Origin of the sequence: Rhizobium leguminosarum (genome assembly GCF_004123835.1) — a bacterium.
In the GTDB taxonomy this organism is placed as follows: domain Bacteria; phylum Pseudomonadota; class Alphaproteobacteria; order Rhizobiales; family Rhizobiaceae; genus Rhizobium; species Rhizobium leguminosarum_M.
In genome coordinates this window covers 311,310-326,964 of sequence record NZ_MZMU01000015.1, presented here as the reverse complement: position 1 = coordinate 326,964, position 15,655 = coordinate 311,310, and the positions used below count along the sequence as shown (strand labels likewise).

The window sequence follows — 15,655 nt, the reverse complement described above, 5'->3', positions numbered from 1 at the left end:
TCTTGATCGATCAATTCCTGCGTCCGGCCGGTCCTCCACCTGCCGGACACGTCGTCTACGAGGCCGCGCGCCGAGGCTGCCTGCCCTGTATCTTCAGATGTACCGCGTCTCCCCGCACCGACCAGTCCGTCGGGCGAAGAATACGGCCTTCGGCGCGCACGGTGCCGTCTTCTTCGAAGACGACCCGGCCATAATCCGGATCGACGACGATCAAGGCGCCCTCTTCGTCGCGGCGGGCCGAAAGCGTGGCGAAACGCGCCTGCATGCCGTCAAGGCCACCCTCACGCTCGACATCGGAGAGACGGACGATCCAGCGGCCCTTGCGGCCGGCCAGCCGCAGCTCGATGTCCGTCGTCGGCCCTTGTTTTACCGGCTGCAGCGCGCCGTTGCCGATCAGCATCGCAATGCCGTTGCCGGAGCGGGCGAGCGCCAGATTGCCGTCGACCACCGTGTCGTCGAAGGCCTCGAGCGGGAACCAGGCATGGGTGAAATCCGGCTGGCCTTCATGGATCTCGAAATCGAGGATCGCCAGATCGCGATACTGATGCACACGCGGCAGCGTTCCGCAGCCGCCCCAGAAGCTCGGCCGGCCGTAACCGAACTGGATGGTTTCGCCGGGATGGTTGATCCAGATCTGCGCCTCCGGCCGGTCGCCCAAACGCAGATGCAGCACCGTCTCCTGGTAGCCCCAGGCGCCGGGACGATAATGGGCGATGGTGCCGAGCGCGGTGTCACGGGTCTTATAGTGATAGAGGGCGGCGAAACGCTTCTCGCCCTGGGAAAAGGTCCATTCCTGCGCGTCGTCGGACTGGTGCGCGGCGATCGCCGCAAGCGCCTCTGGAAAACGCAGGCCATGATCGCGAATGCAGACGGCAAGCTGCGGCAAAGCGTGGACACGCCGGCCGTACCAGCCGCGGCCCCAGAGCAGCCGGGCAATGGCGGAGAGTTCGACCGAGCGGCCAGGGCGCAGCGTATGTTCGTAGGAGCGGCCCTGGCTGCCGGTCAGCATGCCTTGATGGGCCGAGCGGGCGACGATCTCCATCAGGCGGACGATGCTGGCGCTTGCCCGGTTCCGGATCGTCTCATCCGGCGCACAGGCGGCCAGCGCCGTCAGCCCCTTGAGATCGATCGGGAAATAGGGAACGGAATTCCACTCGGCCATTTCCCAGCGTTCGAAATGGTCGAGCCAGGCGCGGACACGCTGCTCGCCGACCTGCATCTGCTCGGCGCCGGTGCGGCCGGAACGGACGAAGACGGTTTCGGGGAAAAGCCTGCCGCCGAGATAGGCGGCGGTGTGGAAGAGAAGCGCGTGGTTTTCCGAAAAATACCACTGAACGTCGTTGCCGGGCTCATCCATCCAGTAGCGGTAATTGAGGACGGCGTGCTCAATCCTGTCGCGCAGGTCAGGTGACAGCAGATCGCTCCAGCGCGTATAGGCAAAGAGCAGCGGCACCAGCACGAAATCGGCGCAGTCGTGGCAATCCTCGATGACAGGCAGCATGGCCGAGATCATCGCCTCGGTTTCCTCACCGCCCTGCCCCAGCGCAAGACGCGCGAAAGCGCAGACCGTATCGGGCTCGGAATGGGCGGCGACCTCTGCCAGCGCCTCGGCGACGCGATCATCAAGGGCGGCGGGCGCTTCCCCCTGGCGTTGGGGATGACAGATCTCGACGCCGAGCGTGCGACCGAGCGAAAGCTCGCCTGTTTTGAAGGTGATGCGGAAATGGCGGAAATCGGCGGGCATATCAGCCGAGGTGCCGAGTTCCAGCTTGGTTGCTCCCGCTTCCAGCTCGAAATCATAGTCGAAGCGCTCGATCGACATGAAGTCGCCTTCGATCTCGACATGGCAGCTCAGCGCCACCGGCAGCGGCACGGGGAAGAGGAGTGTCACATCTTCGCCGAGATAGGCGGTGCGGTCAAAGCGCATGCCTTCGAGGATGATCTCCAGCGCATCCGCATCGCCGGCGGCGATGGGAACGGGCACGGCGGTTTCAACTTCCGGTCCTTCGACATAATCCAGCTGGAAATAGAAACGGGCGTCGCGCTCGGCGAGATCGTCGAAATAGACGCGGATCTCGTTGAGGCCGGCCGCCAGCTCTACCTCGAAGAGCTGCTGGTCTTCGAGATTGCGCTCATAAGGCGCCATGAAGCCCTGCTCGCTGCCATTGACGAAAAGGATCGCGCCACCGCAGGTCGACAGGCGAAGCGTCGCAGGCCCAGCAGACTGGACATCGAGGAAGGTGCGCGCCCAGCAGCCGATGCGTGTCGGGCGGAACCAGAAGCCGGAGAGATCGACACGCGGGGAAGCAAAGGGAAGCCACCAGCGGACAGCCTCGAATTCGGCAGCCGGTTGCGGCCGCCGGCCGGAGAAGGATTTTTTGAATTCGGTGCGGCAGGGATATTCATGCGGGATGAAATTCTTCGTCTTGGTGACGAAGAAAAACGGATCCATGCTGCCTTCCATCGGACGGTCGGCGACGTCGTAGCGCTCCTGCCACAGATGGGCGAGCTGCCAGTAGACGATCGGGCTATCCTTCGCCGTTGCGCGGCGGAGATGGGATTCCTGCTCAGTGGTCATATTTCAGCCCGCTCAAGCCTTGGGACGCCGGGTAAAACGCCGACGCATGGACTGACCGTCTAGCCACATTTCAAAGCCTCCCTGCTCTGCCGCTTGTCGCGGACTCCTCAGGCAACAATTGTGCATAGGCATTCCATTTGCGCAATCTGAAAGATTTTTGCATGATGGAGAGGGAGCGAGGAGATGACATGGCGGCGGAAGAGAAAAAAGGCAGGCGTACGCGCCTCGACGACATTGCCGCCAGATGCGGCGTCTCGATCAGCACGGTGTCTCGTGCGCTGGCCGGCGAAAAGGGCGTCAGGCCGGAGATTCGCAAGCTGGTGCTGGAAACGGCAAGTGCGGTCAGCTACGCCTTGCCGGCAAGTGTTGCCGGCAAGAAGGTCATGCTCGTCGCCTCCGGCGCGGCGATGATCGACTATGTCCGCAACCAGTTCACGCTCTATGTGCTCGAAGGATTGAATGCGCGAGCAGGCGCCCTCGGCATCGAACTGGCGATGCGCCCGGTCGCCGACAAGGGGGATGAAGCACGGGTCGTCGCCGAGATGCGTGATGATCCGAGCTTCGGCGGCATGCTGATCCTGACCGTCGACGAAGAGGAGATGCTGGCGGCGGCGGCCGATCTCGGAAAGCCCGTCGTGCTCGTCAACAGCGACGATCCCTATATGAGGCTTTCGAGTGTTACGCCCTGCAACCGTTCGGCCGCCTTCATCGCCGCCGAGCGGCTGATTAAGCTAGGGCATCAACGCATCCTGTTCATGCTGAGGCCGGGGCGACGGACGATCGAGCGGCGCCTGGAGGGCTGGCGCGATGCCCTGCAGCACCATGGGCTGACGGCCGATGCCGATCTGGTGCTCGAAGTCGACGACTGGCTGCCGGAACTCGGCGCCGAGGCGGTCACCCGTCTTATCCGCGAGAAAGGCCTCACCTTCACCGCCATCCTGACAGCGGGCGACAGTCTTGCCAATGGCGCAGTGCGCGGATTGCAGGCGATGGGTTATGCCGTACCGCAGGACATCTCGGTCATGGGCATAGACGACCTGCCACAGTCAGCCTTTCTCAATCCGCCGCTGTCGACGGTGCATATTCCGATGCGCGAACTCGGCGCCACCGCTCTCGATCTGCTGCGCGACATGATGCTCGGCCTTGCGGCCCCACGGCGCCGCGTCGAGCTTGCCTGCCATCTTGTCCAAAGGGGCAGCGTTGCGGCTGTCAGGCATGTGTCTGCCGTAACGGAAGGTCGCTGACGAGCCACGATGGTCGAGGATATCAAGCCTCGATAAAACTCGCCTCAAACAGTTCTCGCGCATAGGCATCATGCGTCGTGCCGGCCTGCAGATCCGCTTTGGTGAGTTCGTCGACGAAGCAACCATTCTTCATGATCAACACCCGGTCGCACATATGGGCGATGACCGCGAGGTCGTGGCTGACAAGCAGATAGGTCAGGCCCTTTTCCTCGCGCTGATCGGCCAGCAGGTTGAGGATTTCGGCCTGGACAGAGACGTCGAGCGCCGATGTCGGCTCGTCGAGCAACAGGATGGGCGGCGACAGGATCAGAGCCCGGGCGATTGCCACCCGCTGCCGCTGGCCGCCGGAAAGCTCATGCGGAAAACGGTTTGCGAAGCTCGCCGGCAAGCCCACCTGGATCAGTGCCTTTTCGACCTTCGACCAGATATCGGAGTGCCCCATGGCGCGCAGCGGCTCGGCCAAGGCGGTGCCGATACGATGGCGCGGATGCAGGGATCCGTATGGGTCCTGAAACACCATCTGAGCAAATTTCAGCTCCTCGCGGGAGCGCTTCTTGCCGATCGGTTTGCCGCCAAGTTCGATGTGACCGGTCCAACCGGCCTCCATGCCGGCGAGACACCGCAGCACAGTCGATTTGCCGCATCCGGATTCACCGACAATGCCAAGGGTCTCCCCCTGGCCAACCTGGAAACTGATGCCCCTGACGACATGGTTGCTTGATTTGCCGGAGGCAAAGACGACATCGAGGTCACGCACATTGATCATTGCGCCGTCTCCAGATCGAGTTTCGTCCTGTCGAGAACCGCAAGCCGGCGAACCGGGTTCCTGGGGTCGGGCAGCGCGGCGATCAGCCCGCGGGTATAGGGATGGCTGGCATCTTCGAGACGGGTCAGGGTCTCGACGATCCGGCCGGCATACATGACGATGATGCGCTCGCAAAAGGCCGCCACCATGCGAATGTCGTGGCTGATCAACAGCAGACCGGAATTGTTCTCGCGCACCAGCTCATCGAGCAGCAGCAGCACGTCCTTGCGGACGCTGACATCAAGCGCCGAGGTCGGCTCGTCGGCGATAACAAGCTTCGGCCGCGCTAGCAGCATCATGGCGATCATCACGCGCTGGCCCATGCCGCCCGATATCTGGTGCGGATATAGCGCCATGACCCGCTCCGCATCGCTGATGCGCACGCGCTCCAGCATGGCGCGGGCAGCCTCATGCGCCTGTTTCTTGTGAAGACCGAGGTGAAGGCGGGCGGCTTCAGCGATCTGCTTGCCGATCGAAAGCACCGGGTTCAGCGAATAGCGCGGATCCTGCATGATCAGCGCGATGTCCTTGCCGCGAAGCGCTCCCATCTGACGCTCGCTCTTTGAAAGCAACGGATCCCCGCCGAGATCCATGCGTTCGGCGGAGACCACCGCGGCCGGCGGCAAAAGGCGCATGATCGCGCGACCGGTCGTCGATTTGCCGGAACCGGATTCTCCGACGATCCCGACGCGTTCGCGTCCGACGTCGAAGCTGACGTTGGAGACGGCGGGCACGGCGCCTCGGCCGAAACGGACGGTCAATCCTTCGACGGAAAGAACGGGCTGCAGATCACGATCTTGCATGGCGGGGATCCAAAAGGTCGCGCAGAGCATCTCCGGCGATGTTGAAGGCAAGGCTGGTGAGGAGGATGGCGATACCCGGCATCACCGCCACCCACCAATAATCCAGCATGAACTTGCGGCCGCTGGAGATCATCGCGCCCCATTCCGGCGCCGGCGGCTGGGCGCCAAGCCCGAGGAAGCCAAGGGAAGCGGCCGTCAGAATGATGCCCGCCATGTTGAGCGTCAGGCGAACGATGACCGATGGGACGCACATGGGTGCGATATAGAGGAGAAGAATACGCATCGGCGAGGCGCCATAAAGGCGGGCGGCGACCACATAGTCGGCGTTTCTGACGACAAGGGCCTCGGCGCGCGCGAGTCTCGCGATCGGCGGCCATGCGGTCAGCGAGATCGCGATGATTGCCGTGGTCAAGCCCGCGCCGAGTGCCGCAGCAAAGGCGAGCGCCAGGATCAGCGACGGGAAAGAGAGAACGATATCGGTGGCGCGCATCAGCAGCGCATCGGTGCGCCCTCCGAAGAAGCCGGCAACGACGCCGATCAACAGGCCGATCGGCCCGACGATCAAGGAGATCGACAGCACGGTCTGGATGGTGATGCGCGTGCCGAAGATCAGGCGGCTCAAGATGTCCCGGCCGAATTCGTCCGTGCCTGCCAGGTGCGCAAGGCTCGGCGGCTGCAAGGCATCACCAAGCGCCTGTATCGCCGGGTCGTAGGGCGCCAGGAGCGGCGCGAAGATCGCGATCAAGCAAAGCAGACCAAGGATGACGAAACCGGCAAGACCGAGCGGCTCGTGGGCCAATTTGCGGCCGGCGCGCGCAAACGACGCCGCGATACGGGTCGACACACTTGGAGGGCGGATCTCTATCTCGCTGCGGATGACATCGCTCATCGGGCCGCCTCCCGCATGCGCGGATCAAAGATGGCGTAGGCGACGTCCGCCAGGAAGTTCAACAACATGAAAATGAATCCCACAATGATGGTGCCGGCGACGATGGCGTTCATGTCGCCGATCATCAGCGCGTTCGTCATGTACTGGCCAATGCCCGGCCAGGAGAAGACGATCTCGGTCACGACAGCGCCTTCGAGCAGCCCGCCATAGGAAATGGCCAGGATGGTGATCAGCTGCACCGCAATGTTCGGCAGGACATGGTGCCAGATCGTGCCGAGCGGGCTCACACCCTTGGCTCGGGCAGCGATGACATAATCCTGGCTCAACTGCTCCAGGGTGAAGCTGCGCGTCATGCGGGTGATGTAGGCCATCGCCGCATAGGCAAGGATGACGGCCGGCAGAATGATATGGCCGAGCGCATTCCAGAAGATTTCCGTCTCGCCCTGCAGCAGGCTGTCGACCAACAACAGCCCGGTTTGCGGCGTGACGAGGCCTTCGTAAAAGACATCGATCCTGCCCGGCCCGCCGACCCAGTTGAGACCGGCATAGAAGATGACGAGCCCGACGATGCCGAACCAGAAAACCGGGATCGAATGACCGACAAGCGCGACCACCCGTGCCGTCTTGTCGATGAAGCTGTCGCGAAACAGCGCCGCGACCAGCCCGAGCGGAACACCGACGAAGGTCGAAATAATCACCGCCAGCGTCGCGAGTTCGAATGTCGCCGGAAAGGCTTGAGCGAGATCCGAAGAGACGGGATTGCCGGTGAGGACGGCCGTGCCGAAATCACCATGCGCCAGGCCGTTCAGATAGAGGAAAAACTGCTGGTAGATCGGCAGATCGAGCCCAAGACGCGCCCTCATCGCCGCATAGGCTGAGGGATCGGCAAGCTCGCCGACGATCGCGCCGACCGGATCGGTGGGCAGGATGCGGCCGATCACGAAGGTCACACATAAGAGGATGAACAGGCTGACCAGCAAATGCGCCAGGCGTCGGCCAAATTCGGCTACGGAGAGTTCCTTCATGATCGGCTGTCCTGGAGTATTACTGAGTTTCGACCTTGGTCACGTTCTCGAGACGCGTCAGCTGAGACGGGTGGCCAACATAACCCTCGACCTTGGTGGACAGAACGATCGGCTCAAAGCGCTCGAAGAGCGGAAGCACCGCCGGCTTCTGTTCGACGAACATCTTCTGCATCTGAACATAGAGTTCGCCACGCTTCTTGGCGTCCGGCTCCATCGATGCTTTCGCCGTCAGGGCCGTGAGTTCCGGGATGTCCCAGGCCGAGCGCCAGACGAAGTTGCCGGCATTGTTGGCTTCCTTCGAGTTGTCGGGATTGGAGGAAAACTGTTCCATAGAACCGAGCACGTTCGGCATATAGGCGCTGGTTTGCGGGATCAGCAGATCGAAATCCCTGGCGCGATGGGCGGCAATGATTTCCGAGCCGTTGCCCTGCTGGATGTCGATCTTGATGCCGATCTGGGCCAGCGATGCCTGGATGGCGGTGGCCAGATCGATGCGCGGCGTTTGCGCGATGGTCTTCAGCGACAGCGAGAAGCCGTCCTTGAAGCCTGCCTCGCTCAGCAGCTGCTTGGACTTTTCGACGTCGAGATGCCAATCGGGATTGGGGATGGCATATTCGAAATTCTCCGGAACGGGAACGTTTCTCGCCCGCCCGTAAGGACCCATGATGGTCTTTTCGATGCCCTTGTAGTCGATGCCATAGGCAATGGCTTCGCGAACCTTCGGGTTGGAGAGGTATTTGTTGCCGGCATTCATCGACAGCACGTAGAAACCGCCCGTCGGAATACGCTGGATAGCAAAGCCCTTCTTGTCGTTGAACGTCGCGAGATCGGATGCGGTCAGCGCGCTCGCAATGTCGATATCGCCGCGTTCGAGCATCAGCCGCTCGACCTGGCTTTCAGGCACATGCCGGACGATGACGCGACGCATCTTCGGCGCGCCGCTCATATAATCCTTGTTGGCATCGAGGATTACCAGTTCGTTCGGAGACCAGCGATTGAGGGTGAACGGACCGGAGCCAGCCGAATGGGTTCGCATCCAGGCGTTGCCGTAGTCGTTATCGACGGCGTGGCTCTCGACCTCGACGCTGTCGACCACGCTAGTGGTCGTCGTCGTCAGCCGGTAGAGCAGAAGCTCTGCCGTCACCTGGTCGGAGAGATCGATCCGCACCGTCTGATCGTCGACCGCCTTGACGAGTTTTTCGACATTGTCCTTGTCGTAGCCGACGCGCTTGAGGTTGGCGGCGGCGGCCTGGTCCATCTTCAGGAGCCGCGCCAACGAATAGACGACATCCTTCGAGGTCACCGGGTTCCCGGAGGCGAAATTGGCCTTGCGCAGCGTAAATGTGATGCCCTTGTCGTCAACCTTCCAGCTTTCCGCCAGCTGCGGAAGGATCTTGCCGTCCGCCGTGCTGGCGACCAGCCGATCGTAAAGATTCGACATGATCTCGACCGCCTTGCCTTCGGTGGCCTGCTGCGGATCCAGCGACAGAACCTGCGCCAGCGATGTGCCGACCACCAGCTGGTCCTGCGGGGTGGCAGCCCGCGAGAGCGGTGCAGCGATCGTCAGGGCGCCGATCACGGCGCCGACGAACAAGCCTCTAGAAAAATGCTTCATTGTCAGTCCTCCCTAGACTACTATAAAAGACATATTATGTCGCCCGTATGTCGTATTATGATTTATCGAAGTCTGATATGATTTGCAAGACCCAGGCGGGAGACTTGATGCAAAGGGATTGGGGAGCGGAAAATGACGACACTCGGCGGTGGCCGGCAAAGACTGGCGCAGCAGGTCATCGATCAGTTGCGGGCGCAGATCGAGACGGGGAAGCTACGGGTCGGCGACCAGCTGCCGACCGAGCCGCAGCTTGAAGCGACATTCGGCGTCAGCCGCACCGTGGTGCGCGAGGCCATTGCCGATCTGAGGTCTGCAGGCTTCGTCAAGCCGATCCAGGGCAAAGGCGTCTTCGTCGCGGATCCGAAGGCGCATTCGGTCCTGTCACTGACGCCGGTGGAAATCAAAAGCATTCCGGAAACCCTGGAATTGCTGGAGTTTCGTATGGCGGCCGAGGGTGAAGCGGCGGCAATCGCCGCCTATCGCCGCACGGCCGAGCAAGAGGCGGCGATTCGCGAAGCCAACCGCAGAATGGCAAACCTGATCGAAACCGGACAGCAAACGGTGGAAGCGGATTATGCCTTCCACATGGCCATTGCCGCCGCCACGAACAACCGATTCTATGTCGATGTCCTGCGCCATTTCGGCCCCAGAGCCATCCCCCGCGGCCAGTTTCCGACGCTGCCGGAAGCCAATGACCGCAGCTATCTTCAGAAGGTTTATGCCGAACATGTCGAAATCCTCTCGGCGATTGCCGATCAGGATCCAGAACGCGCCCGCCAGGCAATGCGCGCACATATGCTGGCAAGCCAACGCCGCTACCGCATGCTCGCCGAGCAGCAATAGGGCTCGACACTCTTCAAAATTCATATTATGTCATATGACATTGTGTAATTTCGAAAGAGACTCAAATGTATCTGGGAACACAGGTCGCAGCGCGGGACGACGACGATTATCGTATCTTCGCGCAACTGGGTGTGAAGCATATCAACGCCGACCCGCCGGGAAAGCCGAGCAGCTGGACGCTCTCCGATCTTGAACGTCATCGCGACAAGGTCGAAAGCTTCGGCCTGATCCTCGACATGATCCAATTGCCCCTGCCCTCGCAGCCGATCGAGAAGGCTTCCTATCCCGATATCCTGCTTGCCGGCCCCGAGCGCGACAGACAGATCGACGCCGTCTGCAAGCTGATCGAGAATGTCGCAGCCGCCGGCATTCCTTCGGTGAAGTACAATCTCAACCTGATCGGCATTCCCCGCACGCCGGATGAACCGGGACGCGGCGGATCGCTGAATGCCAGCTTCCGCTGGGACAAGACGGATCAGCAGGCCGAGCCTGGTCTTGCCGGCGTGCTTTCCGAAGACGAAAACTGGGAACGGATCGACTATTTCCTGGAACGCGTCGTTCCTGTCGCTGCAAGCAACCGCGTCCGGCTCGCCTGCCATCCGCACGATCCCTATACGCCGCCGGGTTATCGCGGCGTCACGCGGGTGCTGGGAACGGTGGAAGGCCTGAAGAAATTCGTGCTGATGCGCGAAAACCCGTATCACGGCCTCAATTTCTGCCAGGGTTCGGTCGGCGAGATGCTGGAAAATCCCGGCAAGGAAATCGACGATGTCATCCGCTGGTTCGGCCAGCGCGGCAAGATCTTCAATGTTCACTTCCGCAATATTCGCGGCGGCAAGCTGTCCTTCATGGAGACCTTCCCTGAAGAAGGCGACATGGACATGGTCCGCTCGGCCAGGATCTATAAGGAGGTGGGCTTCAAATACATGCTGATGCCGGACCATGTGCCGACCGTCAGCGGCAAGGATCCGACCGCCACCGCATTTGCCTTCTGCTACGGCTATATCGCCGCACTTCTGCAAGTGCTCGACAGCGAGTGACCCGGTTTTCAACACCTAAGAAATAGGACTTCATGATGAACCCGATTGAATTGAAGAAGGCCGTCGGTAGTGGTCTCCTGTCGTTTCCGGTGACCCATTTCGACGATCAACTCAAATTCGACGAAGCAAAGTACCGCCGTCATGTCGAGTGGCTTTCCGGTTATGACGCTGCAGCGCTGTTTGCCGCCGGCGGCACCGGGGAGTTCTTCTCTCTCAACCCGGCCGAAATTCCACAGGTTGTCCGGGCGGCCAAGGCGTCGGCGGGCAAGACGCCGATCATTTCGGGAACCGGCTACGGCACGTCGCTCGCCGTCGAGATCGCGGTCGCGGCCGAGAAGGCCGGCGCGGACGGACTGCTGCTGCTGCCGCCCTATCTGATGTTTGCCGAACAGGCGGGTCTCATCGCCCACGTCAAGGCAGTCTGCCAATCGGTCGGCATCGGCGTCATCGTCTATAACCGCGACAACGCCGTCCTGACTGCCGACAGCATCGCGCGCCTGGCGGAGGAATGCCCGAACCTGATCGGCTTCAAGGACGGCGTCGGCGATGTCGACAAGGTGATCGAGATCACCACGCTGCTTGGCGACCGCCTCGTCTATGTCGGCGGCATGCCGACCCACGAGGTTTACGCCCAGGCCTATTTCGCGGCAGGCGTGACGACCTATTCATCGGCCGTTTTCAACTTCGTGCCCGCGCTTGCCCAGCGCTTTTACGGCGCCTTGCGCACCGGCGATCAGGCGATTGTCGACGAGATCCTGAAGGGCTTCTTCTTCCCCTTCGTCGCCTTGCGCAACCGCAAGAAGGGATATGCCGTCTCGATCATCAAGGCCGGCCTTCGCGTCCTCGGGCAGAACCCAGGCCCCGTGCGCCCGCCTTTGACGGATCTTACCCAGGAAGAGCTCGCGCTGCTGGAAAAGATCGTCCAGGCCAATGGCGTCACACGGATCGCGGCGGAATAATATATCGCGGCAGTAGGCCGCCGGGGTGGCCCGGCGGCTGTCCGGTGCGCACCAACAACGGACATCGGCTTGGCCTTGGATAGACGACCGCTACGGGGCCGGAAGCTGACGGGCTGCGTCGAGGCACGAATTAGCTAAACAGCAGACCCTCAGGCACCCTGCGTGCACATCTTGAAAGTACGCTGTTGCTGTCGTTGGTTTCCGCACGACGGCTTTTCGGAATAGCGCAACGGACAGCGCCGCACTGGCAACCGCCGGGATAGGACTCAGCCATCACGCCCCCCTCACCGCCCATGAGGTGGTATCGTGATCGGGGTGCTGGTTGTTGCTCTCCTTGATCGCCGCGGCCCAGTCCGCGCCGTTGTCTTCGGTCGCACCGGTATTTTCTATGCCCGTGATCGTATCGAACCATGCCACCATGTTCTCGGTACAGGTATTGGCAAGCGGCGAGAAGGCTTGCGGATCGTCAAGCGAACCGATCATCAGGTTGGTGCGACCGTTTTCAACGTGGTGGAAGAACAATGGCGTGCCGCAATTGGCGCAGAAGCCGCGCTCGACAAGCTCCGAGCTCTTCCAGACGCTCGGCTTGCCGCGTGTCCAGGTGAGCGCATCATCGGGCGCGGCGACGAGCGCGGCAAAGATGTTGCCCGAGGCTTTCTGGCACATGCGGCAATGGCAGAGATGCGAATTGTCAAGCATAGCGGTTGCGTGGAAGCGCACGGCACCGCACTGGCAGCCGCCGCTCACCTCCATCTCGATGCGTTTCATTTTTTCTCCTCCTTCAAGAGGCGGGTTTGGGCTTAATCTCTTTTAGGTTTTCGTCACTTTCCCGCTGCCCGAAGCTGTCATGCGGCATTAGTGGTACGTTACGACGGAATTGAACACCCTTTGCAGGAAGGGCCTGAGAGCTCCCTGCACGTCGTTCCTCGGAATTTGATGTCCACACTCAAAGACGTGAAGCGTCGCCAGGACTCCGGCTTTGGACAGAGCTTTTGAGAAGAGTTCGGCTTGGGCAACCGGAGCACGGTCGTCATGCTTTCCATGCAGCAACAGCGTCTCAGACCGAACTTCGGGTGCATAATGCAATGCAGAGCGAGCCAGAAAAGCCTCTCTCGATAGGCCCGCCTCTTTCTCGATAGCCCACCGCAAACCGTCTGAACTCTCGTGATAAGCGACTTCAAGATCGTAGACGCCGCTGGATAGAATGACTGCTCGCAGATCAGAAACCTGGGTGGCGACCATTGCCGATGCAACGGCACCACGACTGTTTCCATAAAGAACAATTTGGTCAGGATCGACGGAAGGCTGGCCCCGCAAGAAAGCGAGAGCAGCTATGATCGCTTGCTGGGTTTTGGGACCGCAGAAATCTGGAGGGCCATCTGACGCCCCAAAACCAGGCTGCGAGACTGCCGCCGCAGTGATATTCAAACCAGAACAGAACCGAAGCAATGCGCCGCTGTTGACCGCCTCTATCCCTCCAAGCAGACGGCCACCCTGATTGCCGTGGACAAATAGGATTGCTCCTGCGGGCGTTTCGCTTGCGGCTTGAGCTTGAAAAAGCTCGACCGTGGCTCCGTCACCCCGGTCAATGAGATATCGAGTTACTACCGGCATAACCACCATCAGGTTTTCGCGTGCCGGACAGACAATAGTGCAACTTGTGGCATTGGCAACGTCCGGTGGCAGCGGATTTCGTTGAGAAACCAAATGGCTTAGCCGCGCATCCGTCTGTTTCGGTCTTTTGAGCAAGGTGCTGGTTATCCGCCCTATTCATTGGCCACCGAGTAGGCAGCGGCGAGTTCCTTGGCCAAGGCTTCAAGGGCTTCCGGGTAAGCTACATCAACACACTGAAGTTTGGCGTTTCGCGCTGCCTCTAACATTTCCCTCTTGTCGCGGATCGAACGTTCGATAAATTTCTCGATGATCAAAGCGCCCGATTGAGTGGCGTCCTTGTAGCCAGCTTCCTCCATCATGCGGGCATGTAAGAAGTCGTCTTCTGCGTACAGAAACACGCTTCTGACGAGGCTTTGGTCGAGTTTCACCATATATTCCGGCCGTAGTGCTGACCCTTCAAGTACGAAGGGCTTCAAAAGCCGCCTCTGATTTTCGATGATCTGACATATGTACGGCCACATATTCTCGTGATGAACCTTCAAAAACCAATGCACTGTATCATCGGAGAGACGTGAATAATATTCAGCTACCTGGGGACGGAGCGACGGCCACGGTCTACCGGGGTGGCGGCCCAATTTGTCGGTGGAAATGAGTTCCCTACCAAGCGCCACAGCCAAGCTCTTCGCCAGTGTGGATTTTCCAACATGCGAACTGCCACCAATCAAAATCCCCAAGTGGTGTTGCTGCATTCTCTGACCTCCAATATCGCGATCAATTGGTGACTGATATTCGCAGTTGATGACTGCTCTTGGCGAATTGCCAGCGCTCCACGGCCGGTGGCGTTTGCCGTGCATTCGCGGAGCCATTTCCGGAAGGAAATACTCAGATAGAGCGCAGCTGGTGGTTTAAAAGTACCGGAAGCTGGCTAGACCCGGCATCAGTCCGTAGCCGATGGATGCCAATCGCTCGGTCACGTTAAGGACGGTCCACATTGCGGCCGATTCCACCCAGGCGACCATATCGGCATCACCTGTATGCGCGAAAGCATCGGACCTGTTCATCTCAGAAATGATCGCGATCACCCAGGCAAAGGTGGCAGCAGCAGGATGAGGGCAGGTTTCGACGATCACCTAGGCCGAGGATTCGCATGCCCCATTCTTGCGTCTACAGCGCCACACCGGTGCCGCGGTCGAAGACGTGGACCTGATCACTCGTAATACTTGCCTCGAACACGGCGCCGTAACGGGCGGGATATTCGCCGTCGACGATGGCGGTCACCTGCTGGCCGGCAAGATCGAAGACCACATGGGTCTGGGCGCCTGTCGGTTCCACCAGCATCGTCCGGCCGGCGAGCGGCGTGCCGGCGGCGACACCGGGAACGAGATGTTCGGGGCGCAGGCCGATGGTGACGGCTTGGCCAGCCTTGACCTTGCGGTCCGGCGCGATGCGGATCGCCGTGCCGTCTCCGAGGCGGGCGGCTGGCTCACCGTTTTCGCCGTCGACCGTGCCTTCGAGCATGTTCATCGCCGGCGATCCGATGAAGGCGGCGACGAAGAGATTGGCGGGTTTCCTGTAGAGTTCGAGCGGCGTCCCCTCTTGCTCCACCCTGCCCTGATTGAGCACGACGATACGATCGGCAAGCGTCATTGCCTCGATCTGGTCATGGGTGACATAGATCGACGTCGTCCTGACCTTCTGGTGCAGCGTCTTGATTTCCGAGCGCATCTGCACGCGCAGCTTGGCATCGAGGTTGGACAGCGGTTCGTCGAACAGAAAGACGGCCGGATTGCGCACCACGGCGCGGCCCATGGCGACACGCTGACGCTGACCGCCGGAAAGCTGGGCCGGCTTGCGGTCGAGGAGCTCGGCGAGATCCAGCATACGGGCAGCCTCCGCGACACGGAGCTCAATCTGGGGTTTGGCAACGCCGGCAAGCTTCAGATTGAAACCCATGTTTTCAGCAACCGTCATGTGCGGATAGAGCGCGTAGGATTGGAAGACCATGGCGATGTTGCGTTCGCGTGGCGTCATGGCGTTGACGACTTTGCCGCCGATGGAGATCTCGCCGTCGGTGATCTCCTCGAGGCCGGCGATCATCCGCAGCAGCGTCGATTTTCCGCAACCGGACGGGCCGACGAGAGCGACGAATTCCCCATCCTCAATATGAAGCGAAATGCCGTGGATGACGTCGACGGCGCCATAGGTCTTGCTGATATCGGTGAGTTCAACGGATGCCATGA

The 15,655-nt window shown here is 60.8% G+C and carries 15 protein-coding genes; 4 read left to right on the top strand and 11 right to left on the bottom strand.

All coding sequences use genetic code 11. The annotated features are described in order from the left end of the window. Positions 1 to 55 precede the first annotated feature (55 nt). Positions 56 to 2,578 carry a hypothetical protein gene (locus B5P46_RS23860; protein ID WP_129420863.1) on the bottom strand — a complete coding sequence of 841 codons (2,523 nt, stop codon included), beginning with the start codon at positions 2,576 to 2,578 and terminating at the stop codon, positions 56 to 58. 188 nt (positions 2,579 to 2,766) lie between these two features. Here B5P46_RS23860 and B5P46_RS23855 point away from each other — a divergent pair, with 188 nt between their 5' ends. Next, a complete protein-coding gene (locus B5P46_RS23855) occupies positions 2,767 to 3,822 on the top strand; it encodes a LacI family DNA-binding transcriptional regulator (RefSeq protein WP_129420862.1) in 1,056 nt (351 codons plus the stop codon). A gap of 22 nt (positions 3,823 to 3,844) precedes the next feature. Here B5P46_RS23855 and B5P46_RS23850 read toward each other — a convergent pair whose 3' ends face one another. The 5 genes from B5P46_RS23850 to B5P46_RS23830 are packed head-to-tail and all read right to left on the bottom strand — an operon-like array spanning position 3,845 to position 8,959. Further along, complete coding sequence (locus B5P46_RS23850) at positions 3,845 to 4,588, bottom strand: ABC transporter ATP-binding protein (RefSeq protein ID WP_129420861.1); 744 nt, start codon at positions 4,586 to 4,588, stop codon at positions 3,845 to 3,847. Beyond that, positions 4,585 to 5,430, bottom strand: coding sequence for an ABC transporter ATP-binding protein (locus B5P46_RS23845; protein WP_129420860.1), 846 nt, complete (start codon positions 5,428 to 5,430; stop codon positions 4,585 to 4,587). Before B5P46_RS23845 ends, B5P46_RS23850 begins: the two co-directional genes overlap by 4 nt. After that, entirely contained in the window at positions 5,417 to 6,319 is a 903-nt protein-coding gene (locus B5P46_RS23840; RefSeq protein WP_129420859.1) for an ABC transporter permease, read from the bottom strand. Before B5P46_RS23840 ends, B5P46_RS23845 begins: the two co-directional genes overlap by 14 nt. Further along, complete coding sequence (locus B5P46_RS23835) at positions 6,316 to 7,344, bottom strand: ABC transporter permease (protein ID WP_129420858.1); 1,029 nt, start codon at positions 7,342 to 7,344, stop codon at positions 6,316 to 6,318. The genes B5P46_RS23840 and B5P46_RS23835 overlap by 4 nt, the downstream gene beginning before the upstream one ends. A 19-nt stretch (positions 7,345 to 7,363) precedes the next feature. Beyond that, a complete protein-coding gene (locus tag B5P46_RS23830; protein ID WP_129420857.1) occupies positions 7,364 to 8,959 on the bottom strand; it encodes an ABC transporter substrate-binding protein in 1,596 nt (531 codons plus the stop codon). A 132-nt stretch (positions 8,960 to 9,091) separates the two neighbouring features. Between B5P46_RS23830 and B5P46_RS23825 the strand changes: the two genes are divergently transcribed. From B5P46_RS23825 to kdgD, 3 genes are all read left to right on the top strand, one after another. Beyond that, complete coding sequence (locus B5P46_RS23825; protein WP_064249988.1) at positions 9,092 to 9,802, top strand: FadR/GntR family transcriptional regulator; 711 nt, start codon at positions 9,092 to 9,094, stop codon at positions 9,800 to 9,802. 65 nt (positions 9,803 to 9,867) lie between these two features. After that, positions 9,868 to 10,842 carry a mannonate dehydratase gene (locus tag B5P46_RS23820; RefSeq protein ID WP_129420856.1) on the top strand — a complete coding sequence of 325 codons (975 nt, stop codon included), beginning with the start codon at positions 9,868 to 9,870 and terminating at the stop codon, positions 10,840 to 10,842. A 32-nt stretch (positions 10,843 to 10,874) separates the two neighbouring features. Further along, on the top strand, positions 10,875 to 11,801 hold the full coding sequence (kdgD, locus tag B5P46_RS23815) for a 5-dehydro-4-deoxyglucarate dehydratase (protein ID WP_129420855.1): 927 nt from the start codon (positions 10,875 to 10,877) through the stop codon (positions 11,799 to 11,801). 273 nt (positions 11,802 to 12,074) lie between these two features. Here the strand turns inward: kdgD and B5P46_RS23810 are convergent, their stop codons facing one another. The 5 genes from B5P46_RS23810 to B5P46_RS23790 form a co-directional block, all read right to left on the bottom strand. Then, positions 12,075 to 12,569 (bottom strand): GFA family protein, encoded by a 495-nt coding sequence (locus tag B5P46_RS23810; RefSeq protein ID WP_129420854.1) that lies wholly within the window; start codon positions 12,567 to 12,569, stop codon positions 12,075 to 12,077. Positions 12,570 to 12,656: 87 nt separating this feature from the next. Continuing rightward, positions 12,657 to 13,424: an alpha/beta hydrolase family protein gene (locus B5P46_RS23805; RefSeq protein WP_129420966.1), complete on the bottom strand. Its 768-nt coding sequence runs from the start codon at positions 13,422 to 13,424 to the stop codon at positions 12,657 to 12,659. 143 nt (positions 13,425 to 13,567) lie between these two features. Continuing rightward, complete coding sequence (locus B5P46_RS23800) at positions 13,568 to 14,164, bottom strand: hypothetical protein (protein WP_129420853.1); 597 nt, start codon at positions 14,162 to 14,164, stop codon at positions 13,568 to 13,570. Between the two features lie 156 nt (positions 14,165 to 14,320). Beyond that, positions 14,321 to 14,545, bottom strand: a complete 225-nt coding sequence (locus tag B5P46_RS23795; RefSeq protein WP_129420852.1) for a hypothetical protein — start codon at positions 14,543 to 14,545, stop codon at positions 14,321 to 14,323. Positions 14,546 to 14,579: 34 nt separating this feature from the next. Continuing rightward, positions 14,580 to 15,653, bottom strand: coding sequence for an ABC transporter ATP-binding protein (locus tag B5P46_RS23790; protein ID WP_129420851.1), 1,074 nt, complete (start codon positions 15,651 to 15,653; stop codon positions 14,580 to 14,582). Between the last annotated feature and the right edge of the window lie 2 nt (positions 15,654 to 15,655).

Coding starts and splice junctions, on each gene's coding strand:
- B5P46_RS23855 (WP_129420862.1), top strand. CDS start 2,767: ATGGCGGCGGAAGAGAAAAAAGGCAGGCGTACGCGCCTCGACGACATT.
- B5P46_RS23830 (WP_129420857.1), bottom strand. CDS start 8,959: ATGAAGCATTTTTCTAGAGGCTTGTTCGTCGGCGCCGTGATCGGCGCC.
- B5P46_RS23835 (WP_129420858.1), bottom strand. CDS start 7,344: ATGAAGGAACTCTCCGTAGCCGAATTTGGCCGACGCCTGGCGCATTTG.
- B5P46_RS23805 (WP_129420966.1), bottom strand. CDS start 13,424: ATGGTGGTTATGCCGGTAGTAACTCGATATCTCATTGACCGGGGTGAC.
- kdgD (WP_129420855.1), top strand. CDS start 10,875: ATGATGAACCCGATTGAATTGAAGAAGGCCGTCGGTAGTGGTCTCCTG.
- B5P46_RS23825 (WP_064249988.1), top strand. CDS start 9,092: ATGACGACACTCGGCGGTGGCCGGCAAAGACTGGCGCAGCAGGTCATC.
- B5P46_RS23790 (WP_129420851.1), bottom strand. CDS start 15,653: ATGGCATCCGTTGAACTCACCGATATCAGCAAGACCTATGGCGCCGTC.
- B5P46_RS23800 (WP_129420853.1), bottom strand. CDS start 14,164: ATGCAGCAACACCACTTGGGGATTTTGATTGGTGGCAGTTCGCATGTT.
- B5P46_RS23860 (WP_129420863.1), bottom strand. CDS start 2,578: ATGACCACTGAGCAGGAATCCCATCTCCGCCGCGCAACGGCGAAGGAT.
- B5P46_RS23820 (WP_129420856.1), top strand. CDS start 9,868: ATGTATCTGGGAACACAGGTCGCAGCGCGGGACGACGACGATTATCGT.
- B5P46_RS23810 (WP_129420854.1), bottom strand. CDS start 12,569: ATGAAACGCATCGAGATGGAGGTGAGCGGCGGCTGCCAGTGCGGTGCC.
- B5P46_RS23845 (WP_129420860.1), bottom strand. CDS start 5,430: ATGCAAGATCGTGATCTGCAGCCCGTTCTTTCCGTCGAAGGATTGACC.
- B5P46_RS23840 (WP_129420859.1), bottom strand. CDS start 6,319: ATGAGCGATGTCATCCGCAGCGAGATAGAGATCCGCCCTCCAAGTGTG.
- B5P46_RS23850 (WP_129420861.1), bottom strand. CDS start 4,588: ATGATCAATGTGCGTGACCTCGATGTCGTCTTTGCCTCCGGCAAATCA.